This is a genomic window from Siminovitchia acidinfaciens, assembly GCF_003605385.1.
Classification (GTDB): domain Bacteria; phylum Bacillota; class Bacilli; order Bacillales; family Bacillaceae_C; genus Siminovitchia; species Siminovitchia acidinfaciens.
On record NZ_QYTV02000008.1, the window covers coordinates 59,041 to 73,525 of the forward strand.

At 42.3% G+C, this 14,485-nt stretch carries 14 protein-coding genes; 8 read left to right on the forward strand and 6 right to left on the reverse strand.

Features of this window, described 5'->3' with window-relative positions:
* Positions 1-43: 43 nt before the first annotated feature.
* From adhP to D4T97_RS15800, 5 genes are all read right to left on the reverse strand, one after another.
* Entirely contained in the window at positions 44-1,054 is a 1,011-nt protein-coding gene (adhP, locus tag D4T97_RS15780; protein ID WP_126051727.1) for an alcohol dehydrogenase AdhP, read from the reverse strand.
* 171 nt (positions 1,055-1,225) lie between these two features.
* Positions 1,226-1,972, reverse strand: coding sequence for an HAAS domain-containing protein (locus tag D4T97_RS15785; protein ID WP_126051728.1), 747 nt, complete (start codon positions 1,970-1,972; stop codon positions 1,226-1,228).
* Between the two features lie 18 nt (positions 1,973-1,990).
* On the reverse strand, positions 1,991-2,656 hold the full coding sequence (locus tag D4T97_RS15790) for a DUF1129 family protein (protein ID WP_126051814.1): 666 nt from the start codon (positions 2,654-2,656) through the stop codon (positions 1,991-1,993).
* A gap of 5 nt (positions 2,657-2,661) precedes the next feature.
* On the reverse strand, positions 2,662-2,985 hold the full coding sequence (locus tag D4T97_RS15795) for a PadR family transcriptional regulator (RefSeq protein WP_126051729.1): 324 nt from the start codon (positions 2,983-2,985) through the stop codon (positions 2,662-2,664).
* Between the two features lie 233 nt (positions 2,986-3,218).
* Positions 3,219-3,410: a YbxH family protein gene (locus tag D4T97_RS15800; RefSeq protein ID WP_126051730.1), complete on the reverse strand. Its 192-nt coding sequence runs from the start codon at positions 3,408-3,410 to the stop codon at positions 3,219-3,221.
* A 337-nt stretch (positions 3,411-3,747) separates the two neighbouring features.
* Here D4T97_RS15800 and D4T97_RS15805 point away from each other — a divergent pair, with 337 nt between their 5' ends.
* The 7 genes from D4T97_RS15805 to D4T97_RS15835 all read left to right on the forward strand — a co-directional run bounded on the left by D4T97_RS15805 (position 3,748) and on the right by D4T97_RS15835 (position 10,876).
* Complete coding sequence (locus D4T97_RS15805; RefSeq protein ID WP_126051731.1) at positions 3,748-4,179, forward strand: DMT family transporter; 432 nt, start codon at positions 3,748-3,750, stop codon at positions 4,177-4,179.
* 12 nt (positions 4,180-4,191) lie between these two features.
* A complete protein-coding gene (locus tag D4T97_RS15810) occupies positions 4,192-4,596 on the forward strand; it encodes a DMT family transporter (protein WP_206435583.1) in 405 nt (134 codons plus the stop codon).
* A gap of 139 nt (positions 4,597-4,735) precedes the next feature.
* Positions 4,736-5,785, forward strand: a complete 1,050-nt coding sequence (selD, locus tag D4T97_RS15815; RefSeq protein WP_126051732.1) for a selenide, water dikinase SelD — start codon at positions 4,736-4,738, stop codon at positions 5,783-5,785.
* 15 nt (positions 5,786-5,800) lie between these two features.
* Positions 5,801-6,853, forward strand: a complete 1,053-nt coding sequence (gene mnmH / locus D4T97_RS15820) for a tRNA 2-selenouridine(34) synthase MnmH (protein WP_126051733.1) — start codon at positions 5,801-5,803, stop codon at positions 6,851-6,853.
* A gap of 951 nt (positions 6,854-7,804) precedes the next feature.
* Positions 7,805-8,857, forward strand: coding sequence for a fatty acid desaturase (locus D4T97_RS15825; protein ID WP_126051734.1), 1,053 nt, complete (start codon positions 7,805-7,807; stop codon positions 8,855-8,857).
* Between the two features lie 269 nt (positions 8,858-9,126).
* Complete coding sequence (locus D4T97_RS15830; protein ID WP_126051735.1) at positions 9,127-10,263, forward strand: sensor histidine kinase; 1,137 nt, start codon at positions 9,127-9,129, stop codon at positions 10,261-10,263.
* A 1-nt stretch (position 10,264) separates the two neighbouring features.
* A complete protein-coding gene (locus D4T97_RS15835; protein WP_126051736.1) occupies positions 10,265-10,876 on the forward strand; it encodes a response regulator transcription factor in 612 nt (203 codons plus the stop codon).
* Positions 10,877-11,088: 212 nt separating this feature from the next.
* Here D4T97_RS15835 and D4T97_RS15840 read toward each other — a convergent pair whose 3' ends face one another.
* Positions 11,089-13,137: an EAL domain-containing protein gene (locus D4T97_RS15840; RefSeq protein WP_126051737.1), complete on the reverse strand. Its 2,049-nt coding sequence runs from the start codon at positions 13,135-13,137 to the stop codon at positions 11,089-11,091.
* A 376-nt stretch (positions 13,138-13,513) separates the two neighbouring features.
* Between D4T97_RS15840 and cyoE the strand changes: the two genes are divergently transcribed.
* Positions 13,514-14,428: a heme o synthase gene (cyoE, locus tag D4T97_RS15845; protein WP_126051738.1), complete on the forward strand. Its 915-nt coding sequence runs from the start codon at positions 13,514-13,516 to the stop codon at positions 14,426-14,428.
* The last annotated feature ends 57 nt before the right edge of the window (positions 14,429-14,485 follow it).

Below are 14,485 nucleotides of genomic sequence, written 5' to 3' on the forward strand. Positions count from 1 at the left end.
AGCTTGGTTTTGTGGCAAAAATTGAACATGTCCTATAGGTACATTAAAACGTCAACACAACACGTCCGTTGATCTGGCCTTTTTCCATCCTGTCAAATACTTGGTTAATGTCATCCAGCTCTGCAGTGGAAACGATGGCCTTTACTTTTCCATCCGCGGCAAACTGGAGCGCCTCCTGCATGTCTTTTCTTGTGCCCACAATCGAGCCTTTAACTGTTACGCCATTTAATACCGTATTGAAAATTGGAACAGGAATATCATCATTTGGCAGTCCGACAAGAACTACTGAGCCTCCGCGTTTGACAGAATGGTATGCCTGCTCAAATGCGGCTTTGTTCACCGCGACGCTAATGGCAGCTTGTACACCGCCTACTTGATCCTTAATGGCCTGTGCCGGGTCAGATGTTTTTCCATTTATAGCCAAATCAGCACCTAAGTCTTTGGCAAGTTGAAGCTTGTCGTCGTTGATATCCACGGCCACTGCATTGAAGCCCATCGCTTTCGCATATTGAAGCGCAATATGACCGAGCCCGCCGATACCGTAAATGGCCACCCAATCACCTGCTTTCGCGCCAGAGACCTTTAATGCTTTATATGTTGTTACTCCTGCACATAAAATCGGTGCAATTTCCACGGGATCGACGCCATCTGGAATCCTTGCGACGTAATCGGCCGGTGCTACGCAATATTCGGCAAAAGCCCCGTCGGCCGAGTATCCGCCGTTTAATTGATTTGGGCAGAGCGTTTCATTTCCAGACAGACAGTATTCGCATTCACCGCATGCTGAGAAAAGCCACGGAACTCCGACACGGTCACCTTTCTTCAAAGTCGTTACTCCATCACCGGCCTGCTCAACAATCCCCACGCCTTCATGGCCCGGAATAACAGGAAGCTTCGGCTTGATGGGCCAGTCTCCGTGTGCTGCATGTAGATCCGTGTGGCAAACCCCGCACGCTTCCATTTTGATCAAAACCTCACCAAGCTTTGGCTGAGGAATTTCCACCTCCTTAATTTCCAATTTTTCTTGGAATTCATTGACGACTGCTGCTCTCATTACTGACTCCTCCTTGAATATGATGGGCTTGCTTGAATACTTAATATTGCAAAAACAGTGCCAACTTCATATCCCATGAAGTTCAACGAGAGAGCGCAATTACCGCCGTTTTTTCGTTTGATTTTGCCGATATTTCGGCTCGTTTGGCCAAAATATCGGCATGCAGTTGCATTATGATTTTGCTCTTTCTTTAAAAAGCAGACCAAGAATCATTATGATAAAGAGAAGAATAAAAGACGCCATACTTACAACGAGAATTGTTTCATCTGTCAAATTCGAAAAACGGAAAAGCAAATCGGGTATAAACAAAATGGCGGGAATCCAAATGGACAGCCATGATTTACTCCAGACGGCAAGCAGGATAAAAATACTTGAACAAGCGCTGACAATGATCCAATTTACCGTAGTGCTTCCTATATAAAAAGGTTCAACAAAAAGTCCGCTTCCCAATAATAGAAGGATAAAAAGGCCTGTTACACTTGCGCTGGCAATCACTCCAATGAGGAAGAAGTTTTTTGTTGAAAATTGCTTTTTCCCAGCCTGCTGCAAAAAGAAAACGTAGATAGTTAGAACAATGATAGTGATAATGGGAAATCCTATCACTTGTACGGTGTTAAGTGCGAATTCATCTCTGAGGGCAGGACCCATGAGGAAGTATGCCATAACCCCTGCAAAAAATATCGGCAGATTTTTAGCAAGGCTTTTATAATCCGTGTCCATTTCGTTTTTTAAGGAGTTCATATAGTGCTCAGGGCTGCAGTCTATGATTTCTTCAATGTTTTTTCCTTGTTTCTCCGATTCAATTAAGTGAAGTTTCAACTCCTCTGTTAACTCGTTTACTTCTTTTTCTTTTTTTCCTGAAGTCATAAGGTAAAGCCGCAGATTTTCGATAAATGTTTCACTTTTAGCGGACAACAATGTCTTCTCCCCCTTATATCAATCTTTCTTTTCCACATAAATAATAAGCCAGAGGATTGTTCCTGCTAATAATGATACCCACCAGGGAAAGTCGATAGATGGACCAATCTCGGGAGTGAGTTTTGCTGTAAGTAATACGGCACCCATCCCGGCTGCACCAACCAATCCGGCTTTTAGCATGTTCCCCTTATCGTTGCGGTTTTCTTTAAATAAGCTGTTATTTACGAGTTTTAAAATATACCAGGTTGTAAGAACTACGAAACATGCGATCATTAAGGAAACGAGTGCAGTGACAAAGAGGTTGATCCCTGCGTTAACCTCTGTAAAATAGGACAGAACCAAAATCAGGATACCTCGGATCATTAAAACCCAGCTGACAATATTGCCAACAATAGCTGCGACAAACGGTATAACAGTACGTTTTTTCTCATGAGGCAGCTGCTCGATAATTTCATTTGCAAAAGCTTTTGGGTCATCTCCAAAAATGTCTTTGGCTGTTTTACCTTCTTCCTGGCCATCAAGCAAATGGTCAAGCATTTCCATTAATACTTCCTCGGATTGCTGTTCGGAGAGGCTCCATTGCAGCCGTATGTAGATAAGCATATCGCTGTAATAAGTCTCATTTTCAGGTGTCAGCAATTCTCTTTTACGATTGTTTTCTTCAATTAATTCTTGAGCAATCATTTTTTTCACCTTCTTTTTAATAATTCATTAACAGGGTCTGTGATCCGATTCCACTCTTCGATGATGGACGTTAAAGCGTCTTCGCCGGCCTCAGTTAAAAAGTAATATTTACGATTCGGTCCTGAGTCAGACGGGCGCATCTCACCTCTGATCAATCCATTTTTTTGAAGTCTTAATAAAACCGGATAAATCGTACCTTCACTCACATCCTGAAGGCCGATATCCTGCAGCTTCTTGGACAGCTCGTAGCCATAAACGGCTTCTTTTTCAATCACTGCCAATACACAGCCATCCAGTATTCCTTTCAATAACTGACTTCGTACAGACATAGGCACCTTCCTTTATAAACGTAACTTGCTATGCAAGATAGTGGGTCAATAATATATAGCAGCGTTTTAAAAACTGCCAGTAAGATACTTTGCATTGCAAGGTAGTTGATAAGAGAATCACTACCTGGCAATGCAAAGTAGTTCGATAAAAAATATAACTACTTTGTTATGCCCAGTAGCTATATTCAATATAAGTGTTTATTTTTTTCAAGTCAACAAAAAGTTTTTAATGGTTAGATTCCTTTTTGCTGGCAATAGGTATCGACCAATTCTTCAATCTGCTCCAGCTCCGGGTATTCTCCTAAAAAGGAAAACTTTAGCTCTTCAATGAACTCTCCCTCATGATAAACATGAATGGCCCCATTTTGTTCAATGACACTGTATTCCGGTTCAAAAATATATCCGCTTCTTTCAATGGCTCCCATTTTTATTCAGCTCCTTTTAAATTATCGTACCCTGTTCATTCTCACTGTAGACAACAAATGAAAAGAGATGGAAAATTGTCATTCTTTAAGGTTAAAATAGACTCAATGATGATAAGGGAGCTTTAGGGGTTGAATATTTCCAATCTTGAAAATCGTCTAGAGGAGGTTATTTTAAAACGGGGCAGAGATTATTTAGAGAATGGTAATTTTCAAGGGATTAAAGAAGCATTACTTGATCATTGGAGAAGGTGAATAAGGTGCTTATTTGAAGCTATTCTGTTCAAATTAGTCCAGTTTTTGGGCGCGATTACTATAATCTTAATATGAGGAGAATCTTATGAAAAAAACACTTTTTTTCGCCGCTGCCCTCATAGCTGGAATTTTATTAAGTATGGAGGCGGCAATTGGAGGAGCACTTGGGGAAAATATCGGCGAACTGGAAGCTTCGTTGTTTGTGTTTGCGATTGGCGCAGTTATTTTGGTTCCATCCGCTCTTTTTTTACAGAAACAAAAATTCACCACTGCGCTCAAGCGTCCCAAATGGGAGTTGACAGGCGGATTCTTAGGAGCATTTTATCTTGTTCTACTATTAATCAGCGTAAATATGATTGGCGTCGGTGTATCGATGGTCGCTGTGATAATCGGACAAATTTTCATAAGCATTGTTATTGATCACTTTGGCTGGATAGGCATTCCGGAAATGAAATTTGACCGGAATCGGCTAACAGCTACAGTTCTATTAATCGGGGCGTTATTTTTAATTGTGTAGGCGGTGGACAAGTTGACTTTGTTGATGGTGCTCGTTCCAATCATTGCCGGGGTAAGTATTAGCGTACAGGCGGCTGTTAATGGAAGTCTCGGAGCGAAAACTAGCAGTCTTGTAAGTGCGGCTTTGTCTTTTTTTACAGGAGCGACTTCGCTGGCCGCAGCAGTTGTTTTTCTTGGAAATGGAGATGTTTTCGTAGTAAAAGATGTACCTGCTTGGCAGTTGCTAGCTGCTGTCTGCGGGATTCTATTCATTACTATCATGGTTTACGTCGTCCCGAAAATCGGCGTGACGGCGGCGACAGTGACGGTGATTATCGGCCAATTAATAGCAAGCCTGGCTATCGACCATTTCGGATGGTTCCTTACAGAAGTGAATCCATTTGGCTTGAAAAGGCTGTTGGGAGTCATTTGTTGTTAGGGTCTTTGTATTTTGTCTATAAAGGAAAAGAAGGGGAAAAGCCGGTAGCCGGATTGAAAAAGTCCGTTCAATAAGTGTGAAATCAAGGGCTTTTTCTTAAAAATGTTAAAATGAATAAAAATCAAAGGGGTGGACTGTTATGACAAATTCCTCGAAAGTGAAACTTACTTCGCTTTCCTCCAAAGGAGGTTGCGGGTGCAAGATTGGACCTGCCGATTTAGCTCAGGTTTTACATGAACTTCCACCGGGGATATCCGATCCCAATCTACTGGTCGGATTAGATACGAGCGATGATGCGGGCGTATACCGTTTAAACGACACGACCGCCATAGTTCAGACAGTGGACTTTTTCACGCCGATAGTCGATGATCCTTACGATTTTGGACAAATTGCTGCAGCCAATGCAATCAGCGATGTATATGCGATGGGAGGAAAACCGATCACAGCCCTTAATGTTGTTGCTTTTCCAATTGCATCTTTGGAAAAAAGTATCCTTGCAGAAATTTTAAAGGGTGCCGGAGACAAATTAAAGGAAGCTGATGCTGTCCTTGTGGGAGGGCATTCCATTGATGATCCGGAGCCGAAGTTCGGCATGGCTGTCACAGGCGTAATTCACCCTGATAAGGTCAGGACGAATGCTGGAGCTAAACCGGGAGACAGACTCGTGTTAACAAAGCCGATTGGCGTCGGTATCATGACGACATCACTGAAAAAAGGATTGTTGACAGAAGCGGAAATTGATCGTGTAACAAAAGTAATGACAACATTGAATCGGAAGGCAGCTGAAATCAGCGATAAATATACGATACATGCATCAACGGATGTAACAGGTTTTGGTCTGCTTGGACATGCGTCTGAAATGGCAAAGGGAAGCGGTGTCGGACTCCGTATATATAATGACCAGGTACCAAAATTGGAACGCACAAAAGAATTGGCTGAATCCGGAGGCGTACCTGGCGGAACGAAAAATAATTTCGCCCATCTGGAAGATCTGGTGACCTATCCTGGATCCATGAGTCAGGTGGAAAAATGGATATTATGCGATGCAGTGACATCCGGCGGCCTGCTTTTATCCGTTGCCGGGGAAGAGGCAGAAGGGCTTGTTAAGGAGTTAAAGGATAACGGAGTTGAAGCACAAGTCATCGGGGATGTACTTGAGGATAACAAAGGGCGCATATCAGTCCAATAGTTTGGGGTGAATAATATGTTTCAAGATATTACTGTAACTGACCTTCTCATTTTAAAAGAAAAGCAAGCGTATACAATGATTGATGTCCGTTCTCCAAAAGAATTCAAGGAAGCGACCATCCCAGGGAGCATCAATATTCCAGTTTTTAACGATGAAGAACGTGTGGAGGTCGGGACGATCTATAAGCAGGTGGGAAAAGAGGCAGCGATGGAAAAAGGGCTGGCTATTTTTTCAAAAAAGCTCCCCGCATTCATCGCCGAATTTAACAAGGTCGATACACCGATGACTGTGTTTTGCTGGCGGGGCGGCATGCGCAGCAAAACAGCGGCCACTGTGCTTGAATTGATGGGAATCCGTGCGAACCGTTTAAGCGGAGGCATCCGAGCATACCGACGCTGGGTGGTCAAATACTTGGAGACGAAGGAATTCGGTCCGGAATTGCTCGTATTAAACGGTTATACGGGAGCGGGCAAAACCGTCATTTTACAGAAACTACAGGAAAAAGGCTACCCAGTGATTGACCTTGAAGAAATGGCTGGACACCGCGGATCGATTTTCGGACAAATTGGTTTGACACCGAGCAACCAAAAGAAATTCGACTCTGCGTTAGTGACGGAAATGCTGAAGTATGAAGATGAAAGATTTGTTTTGATCGAAGGCGAAAGCAAACGGATCGGCAGAGTCTATTTACCGGATGTAATTTTTGAAAAAAAGGAAAGAGGCCTGCAAATATTCATTAATTTGCCTCTAGAGGAACGGGTAAAAAACATCATTGAAGAATATGAACCATGGAGCAAACCGGAGCTATTCCAAGAAGCTTTCAGTTATATTAAAAAGAAAATCCATACTCCGGCGGCAAAGCAGATACAATCTCATCTGGAAAAAGGCGAGTTTGAACCGGCGGTGAAGCTCCTTCTGGAATACTATTACGACCCGAGATACGAACACTCTGCCTCACATTTTCAAGAATCTCAAAAAATGACAATTCAGGCTGTTTCAGTTGACGATGCATTGAAGAAGCTGCTGGATATCCTACATAATCAGAAACAGAGTAAAATTAGGGCGTAAATGAAAAGAGGAGGCCGTTTAGAAGTCAGTGCAAATTGATTTTCTGGACGGCTTTTATACGAATCGGTTTGAGAGCTTAATTAAGGTTGAAGCCGGTCCACTATTGGAAACCTGTTTGGGTGGAGACACCGGATAATGGCAGAACGAATTCACAAAGAGTCAGGACAGTAACTAAATGCGGCTCTAAGTGACCGCGGCGTCGAAAGAATTGCCGTGACGGTAACTAAGCGTGTCTCTAAGTGACCGCGGCGTCGAACAAGTTGCCGTGATGGTAACTAAGGGCAGCTCTAAGTGACCGTGTCGTCGAAAAAATTGCCGTGATGGTAACTAAGCGCAGCTCTAAGTGACCGTGTCGTCGAAAAAGTTGCCGTGATGGTTACTAAGCGCAGCTCTAAGTGACCGTGTCGTCGAAAAAGTTGCCGCGATGGTAACTAAGTGCGACTCTAAGTGACCGCGGCATCGAAAAAGTTGCCATGATGGTAACTAAGCGCAGCTCTAAGTGACCGCGTCGTCGAAAAAATTGCCGTGATGGTAACTAAGTGCGACTCTAAGTGACCGGTTCGTCGGAAAAATCGCTGACCTGGTCACTAAGAGGAGCTCTAAACTCTTTAAGGATGTCTGTTTCCCCATGGCAAGGGCAAAAGGTGCTTACCAATCGCCATATATCAGTTTGGCCAGCTCCTTCTTTTCATTCAAGAGACAGTTTAGGCTCAGGATCACTTGACTCATCACAAAAGGTCGCCTGTTCCTTTCGGCCAGGCAATCCAGGTAACGATGAAAGCGGGGGAAATAACAAAAGACTATTTAATTCACAGCTAACATTTCTAAGGAAATATGTGAAATTATTCACAATAAATGACATTTGTCATATCAAAGTGATGACGTTTATGTCTACTCCAAAATAGTACTTGCTTTTATTATTAGATATAACATCACTTGGGAGTGGATTTCATGGAAAGAGAGAAAATGAAGCAGTTGCAAAAAGGCGTAGCGGCTTTTGCAAAATCAGATACGAAAAAGAGTACTATGCAAATATTAAACACAATTCCTCCGTTTTTTGTTTTATGGTTTTTGGCTTACCAAAGTTTATCGATTTCTATCTGGCTGACATTAGGACTGGCTCTTGTAGCTGCAGGGTTTGTTGTCCGGACATTTATCATCTTTCATGATTGCACACACGGATCTTTTTTCAGAAATAAAAAAGCGAATGATTTGCTCGGCACGGTTACTGGTGTTATGACACTTTTTCCATATGAGAAATGGAAAAGGGAGCATGCGATTCACCATGCATCCAGCTCGAATCTAGACAAGCGGGGTGTCGGGGATATTTGGGTGATGACCATCGAAGAGTATAATCAGGCATCGAAATGGCAGCGTCTCGGGTACAAGTTTTACAGAAATCCGCTTGTTATGTTCGGCTTGGGACCACTGTATCTGATCCTAATTACCAATCGTCTTAATCGGAAGGACGCCAGGAAAAATGAGCGATTCAATACGAATCTGACAAATGTAATGATTGTTGTGGTTTACACGTTAATGATTATTGCTGTCGGCTGGCAATCTTTCTTTATTGTCCAGGGCTCCATCATGTTCGTTGCGGCAATGCTGGGCATCTGGTTATTTTATATCCAGCATACATTTGAAGACTCCTACTTTGAGGAAGAGTCGGAGTGGAACTATGTAAAGGCAGCGGTTGAAGGCAGCTCCTATTATAAGTTGCCCCGCATCCTTCAATGGGTGACAGGAAATATCGGCTTCCATCACGTCCACCATTTGGCGCCGCGTGTTCCGAATTATCATTTGGAAGAGGCTCATGAGTCGAACCCGCCGCTTCATCATGCCACGACGATTACATTAAAGACAAGCCTTGAATCATTTAAATATAAATTGTACGATCCGGAAAACAAGGGATTCGTTACATTCAAGCAGGCGGAGAAACAGCTTCGCAAGGAAAAAAATCGAGTGAATGTCAAACCAAAGCATATGAGTTTTGAAACGAAATAAAAAGTGCAGGCCATTCCACACTGATGGAATGGCTTTTCTTTCATGAAAAGAAAGTATAAAATTGTACGAAATGTTTTGTTCGAATTTTGAAGTGGTGTGTCTAGCTTCAGGCGCCATCGGCTCGAGGTCACAAGACAAATTACTGTGGTGGCTGAGGAGCTGCCTCCTCGTAATTTGTCTTGTGCTTGTCGCCTAAAGCTACGCGCCTTGCGCTTTTCTACTATGAACTTTGTTATAATATTCCCAACAGACAGGAGTGAACAACTGGTATGGAAAGCTGGTTCAGCTTATTCCCGAGAAATAAATGGCTCAGTATATATGCGTGGATCATTTTTTGCCTGTTGCCGTTCTTTTTTATTTTTAGATCGTCATCAGAAATTGAGATTTCAATTGGCATAACCTTGCTTTTGTTGTACTTTTTATCGTACATGTTTTCGTATAAGTTTTCAAAAAGCGGTCTTGTATATATGTGGGTTAGCTTCGAAATAGTGATTAACGTTATCATGACCTTGTTATTTGGATATGTATATTTGTCTATTTTTACTGCTTTTTTTATCGGAAACATCCGTAATCCTGTCGGCTTCTACATCATCTATGGCCTGCATATCGCATTTACGGTCGGTGCCATTGTTGCTGGCTTTTTCATAGAAATCAATTTATTCCTTCCCCAAATCCACTTTATTATAGTGTCGGTTCTTGGGACTGTGCTTTTACCTTTTAATTTGTATTACAGGAATAAGCAGATCAATCTGGAAGGGCAGCTGGAGCATGCAAACGAACGGATTTCAGAATTAATTGTCCTTGAAGAAAGGGAGCGTATTTCAAGGGATTTGCACGACATTCTCGGTCAAAAACTATCGCTGATCGGTTTGAAAAGCGATTTGGCTGGAAGGCTGATTAAGCGTGATCCCCAGGCCGCTGAAAAAGAGCTGCATGATATCAGGCAGACGGCGAGCACAGCCTTGCGCGAGGTTCGTGAGCTCGTTGCCGATATTCGCGCGACAAAGCTTGAAAATGAATTAGTTAGGACAAAGCAGATGTTCAAAGCGGCTGAAATGGACTTGAAAATAGAGGGCAATCCTTCCTTCGCACATATACCGGGGATTGTTGAAAATGTACTGAGCATGTGCCTGAAAGAGGCTGTGACGAATGTAGTCAAACACAGCCGCGCAACGGCGTGCTGCATAACATTCGAACAATTGCCAAACGAATTTGTCATTATGGTTGAAGATAATGGAATTGGAATGGAGAGCGGAGGAACAATGCAGCCAGGAAGCGGGTTACGTGGGATAAGGGAGCGGCTGGAATTCGTGAACGGGAACCTTCAAGTGGAGGGAGAGGAAGGCACGAGGTTAACCATCCGTGTTCCTGTGGTTCTTACACATATCATTAAGGAGGCTGATTGATATGATTCGCATTGTCATTGCGGAAGACCAGGGGATGATGCTTGGGGCGCTCGGCTCCTTGCTGAATATGGAAGAAGACATGGAAGTTGTCGGAAAAGCAAGGAATGGAGAAGAAGCTGTTCAACTTGTCAGAGAGCTTGATCCGGATGTTTGCATAATGGATATTGAAATGCCGGTAAAAACTGGCCTGGAGGCAGCGCAGGAATTAAAGGGATCATCTAGTAAAATTGTCATACTGACAACTTTTGCACGGGCTGGATATTTTGAACGTGCGCGAAAAGCTGGGGTGAGAGGCTATTTACTAAAGGATAGCCCGATTGAGGAACTTGTTTCCGCCATTCGCTTGATCATGGATGGGCGGCGGATGTATGCACCAGAACTTGTAGATCTGGCGTACAGTGACGATGACTATATGGAAAACCCGTTAACAGAAAGGGAAACTGAAGTGCTAAGCCTTGTTGCCGAAGGAAAGACGACAAAAGAGATTGCAAAAGAACTGTACTTGACTCCAGGTACGATACGAAACTATATTTCTTCCATTTTGGAAAAGTTGAATGTAGGGAACAGGATTGAAGCCATCTCAAGATTCAAGGAAAAAGGCTGGTTTAAGTAAAAGTTATACGGCATTCTACAATAATTAAAATCACCCAAGCCGCCATTCCATTGGGATTGGAATTCTCCCCAGTCGATACATATAGTTCTCTTCAGCTCAATTAAATAGATTGTATGGGAGTTAAAAGTCCCGTAAAGAAGGCAGCCATTCTTAAGAACGGGTGCCTTCCTTATTTAGAATTGGCATACTCTATTGAAATTAGATGTTGAAAGTTAAACAACGCTTTCCTGATTAAGCAGTTTTTCAATCTCATGTTTTGTTACCGGTCGACTATATAGGTAGCCCTGACCAATGTGGCAGCCATTTTCGATCAGGAATTCTGCTTGTTCCTCGGTCTCAATACCTTCGGCAATTAATTCGAAGTTCAAGTTGCTGCCCATTTCAATGATTGTTTTTACAACGGAAGCGGTATTGGTGTTGTTCATCATACGATGTACAAAAGATTTGTCGATTTTTATAACATCAATAGGCAGATTGCTCAGTACGCTCAAAGATGAATAACCGGTGCCGAAATCATCGATTGATACTTTAATACCTATGTTTTTCAGTTTACCGATAATTGCAAAAGATTGATTGATTTTTTGCATGACGCTTTCTGTAATTTCCAATTCAAGATATTTTGGGGGCAGCAGGTTCTGGCTTAAAGATTCGTTGACAAGCTCGATGAAGTGGTGATCTTCAAATTGCAATGCCGAGACATTCACGGCAATTTTAATCCGAATGCCTGAACTTTGCCATAATCTAATCTGCTTGCATGCTTCCTGGATTACCCATTTTCCAATCGGTATGATCATCCCGGTACTTTCAGCGACTGGAACGAATTCATATGGGGAAATATTCCCTAATTCCGGATGCTTCCATCGAAGCAGCGCCTCTACTCCAACAATTCGTTTGCTCTTTAAATGTACCTGCGGCTGATAATACAGCTCAAATTCATTCTTATGGAGCGCCTTCTTTAATCCTTGCTCTATTTTTATTTTCCTGTCTAATACCCTTTCATCTTCTCGGACGAAAAATTGAAAGTTGTTGTATCCGCTTTTTTGAACGAGATGCATTGCTTTATATGCGTGCTTCATCAGTGTGTTTTCATTCTTACCGTCATCCGGATACATGCTGATGCCGATGCTTGTCGTTGTAAAAAACTCTTTTTCATTTAGAACAAAAGGCTTCATAAATGAGTTTGAGATCTGTTGTGCGACTTCTATTACACTTTCCTCGTCCGTGTTTTCCAGCAAAATAATGAATTCATCGCCGCCATGTCTTGCCACAATTCCATTTGCGGGAACACTTGTTATTAATCTTTCGCCGACCTTGACCAGGAAATGGTCTCCCTGGTGATGCCCCATTGAATCATTGACAAGCTTGAACCTGTCCAAATCTATGAACATCACTGCAAGTTCCTGGTCATTTTTCTTGCATCGGACAATTGCTTCACGTAAAACACTTTGAAACTTCATCCGGTTTGGAAGTCCTGTCAATTGATCATAATAGGCCATGTAATTCATTTTGGACTCATGATGTTTGCGCTCTCTTATTGAAAGAGTGTGCATCAATCCCACTACGATGAAATTGATAATAACAATCCCGATCAATACAGTATTCGGCTTAATGGCAAACTCCCAGGCCTTGGGCTCCAATAGAATGGTTTCAAAATAATTTTCGTATATTGTGATCGATTTCATGCCAATATAATGTGTCAAACAGACACCGAGCGCCAATATGACAGCAACGGGAATATGAAGAAAAGAGAAGCTTTCTTTAATCGTTTTTGTGAATAAATATGCCGAAATGACAGAAAATCCAATAGCCGTCCCGATTGATGCAGCTACCAGAAAGGGATCATATTCGATGATAGAACTTGTGACCACTCCATTCATTCCGGTAAAATGCATCAAAACAATACTTGAACCAAGTAAGACGGCCGCTGGGAGTAAGTTGGAAATAGTTGTTTCTTTGGATGTGAAAACATAAAAAGCAGCATACGACAGAATGACTGCGATAAAAAGCGAAAACAACGTTGTCGGGCCCTTGTATATGACTTCGCCGCCTGTTTGCAAAGAAAGCATTGAAGTAAAATGCATCGACCAAATGCCAATGCCCATCATGGAGGCGCTCGCTGCCAGCCAAAGCCTTCTTTTTTTCAAGGTATCCGCTTTGTGAACCCTTCTAAGCAAATCAAGTGTTGTGACACACGCAAAAATTGAGATTAAAATGGAAATGAGTACAATAGAACTGTTATATACAAACGTGATTTTTTCCATTAACAAGACCCTCGTTCCACTGAATTTAGGTAATTGAACTATTCATTCTTTTTATCGGCTTTTATCGAATTTTGTAAATAGGATATTTGGATTTATACTATAAAGCATTGAATCTCCTTCGATAGATGAAAATGCTGCACAGAGGGATCGCCTTATATCCCCAGATTGAACAAGGAATTTCCATGTTTTGGATCGGTGTTTCTAACATTTTGGTGAAAGTTGATTGTTCGCGTGTGCGAAAAGGAAAATTCATATTATAATGGATACAGATGTTTTATAAATTACTGATGAAATGCGCAGGGGTGAATGCTCCTGGCGGTACGGTTAATATAATGGCGGGGCGGATTGCCCGGCCTTTTTAAGGGGTCGAAATCATATGATATTGAGTAAGACAGAAGCTCATGATGGACATGTGAGGGGAGGACAAGTTGCTGCATTCTTTGCAGACTTTATGGCACTTTTTAAGGGGATAGTGCTGATCGCTAACGTGCTGCCGGTTTTTACAGGGTTTTGGCTGGCATTGGTTTTTACCAATACATCCTTTGCCATACATGTGGATTTATTTTTACTGACTATTATTGGGAGTACACTTGTCATGGCTGGTGCGCTTGTCCTTAATAACTGGTATGAAGTTGATTTGGACACTGTCATGGACAGGACTCAAATACGTCCGACGGTTACTGGCAGGATATCGCTTAAGACAACTTTGGCTCTTGGAATTGTCTTAAGCATAGTTGGATTTGTATTTTTGGCTTTCACTACATGGGAGGCTGTTCTTTACGCATTTATCGGCTGGTTCACTTATGTCATCATGTACACGATGTGGACGAAACGGAAGTATACACTAAACACAGTTATCGGAAGTATTTCCGGCGCGGTTACACCATTGATCGGCTGGGCGGCAGTCGGTTCAGCTAATCACATCGTACCGGTCGTACTATTCATGATCCTATTCATTTGGCAGATGCCACATACTTTTGCCATTGCGATGAAAAGGCACGATGAATATAAAGCGGCAGGAGTGGCCATGCTGCCCGTCATCCGAGGATTTGAAATGACGAAGCGCCAAATCTTTGTTTATGTCGCATGTCTGCTGCCATTTCCTTTCTTCCTTGTACCGCTTGGAACAGCCTTTATAGTTGTTGCAACTGTACTGAATCTTGCATGGCTGGGGCTGGCGATTTGGGGATTCTTTGTAAAAGATGACATGAAATGGGCACGGATTAATTTTGTGGTATCAGTCAACTATATTGCGATCCTGTTCATCATGATGGTTATAGTTACTTTGTAAATTTGAGGAGTTGATTTTCGGCTCCTCTTTTTTCATGTAAACTTTGCAGTTATAATG

Excerpts from the sequence above, each read along its gene's own strand:
- D4T97_RS15805 (WP_126051731.1), top strand. The coding sequence starts at position 3,748 with ATGAAAAAAACACTTTTTTTCGCCGCTGCCCTCATAGCTGGAATTTTA.
- D4T97_RS15825 (WP_126051734.1), top strand. The coding sequence starts at position 7,805 with ATGGAAAGAGAGAAAATGAAGCAGTTGCAAAAAGGCGTAGCGGCTTTT.
- selD (WP_126051732.1), top strand. The coding sequence starts at position 4,736 with ATGACAAATTCCTCGAAAGTGAAACTTACTTCGCTTTCCTCCAAAGGA.
- D4T97_RS15795 (WP_126051729.1), bottom strand. The coding sequence starts at position 2,985 with ATGTCTGTACGAAGTCAGTTATTGAAAGGAATACTGGATGGCTGTGTA.
- D4T97_RS15830 (WP_126051735.1), top strand. The coding sequence starts at position 9,127 with ATGGAAAGCTGGTTCAGCTTATTCCCGAGAAATAAATGGCTCAGTATA.
- D4T97_RS15840 (WP_126051737.1), bottom strand. The coding sequence starts at position 13,137 with ATGGAAAAAATCACGTTTGTATATAACAGTTCTATTGTACTCATTTCC.
- cyoE (WP_126051738.1), top strand. The coding sequence starts at position 13,514 with ATGATATTGAGTAAGACAGAAGCTCATGATGGACATGTGAGGGGAGGA.
- D4T97_RS15835 (WP_126051736.1), top strand. The coding sequence starts at position 10,265 with ATGATTCGCATTGTCATTGCGGAAGACCAGGGGATGATGCTTGGGGCG.
- D4T97_RS15790 (WP_126051814.1), bottom strand. The coding sequence starts at position 2,656 with ATGATTGCTCAAGAATTAATTGAAGAAAACAATCGTAAAAGAGAATTG.
- D4T97_RS15800 (WP_126051730.1), bottom strand. The coding sequence starts at position 3,410 with ATGGGAGCCATTGAAAGAAGCGGATATATTTTTGAACCGGAATACAGT.
- adhP (WP_126051727.1), bottom strand. The coding sequence starts at position 1,054 with ATGAGAGCAGCAGTCGTCAATGAATTCCAAGAAAAATTGGAAATTAAG.
- mnmH (WP_126051733.1), top strand. The coding sequence starts at position 5,801 with ATGTTTCAAGATATTACTGTAACTGACCTTCTCATTTTAAAAGAAAAG.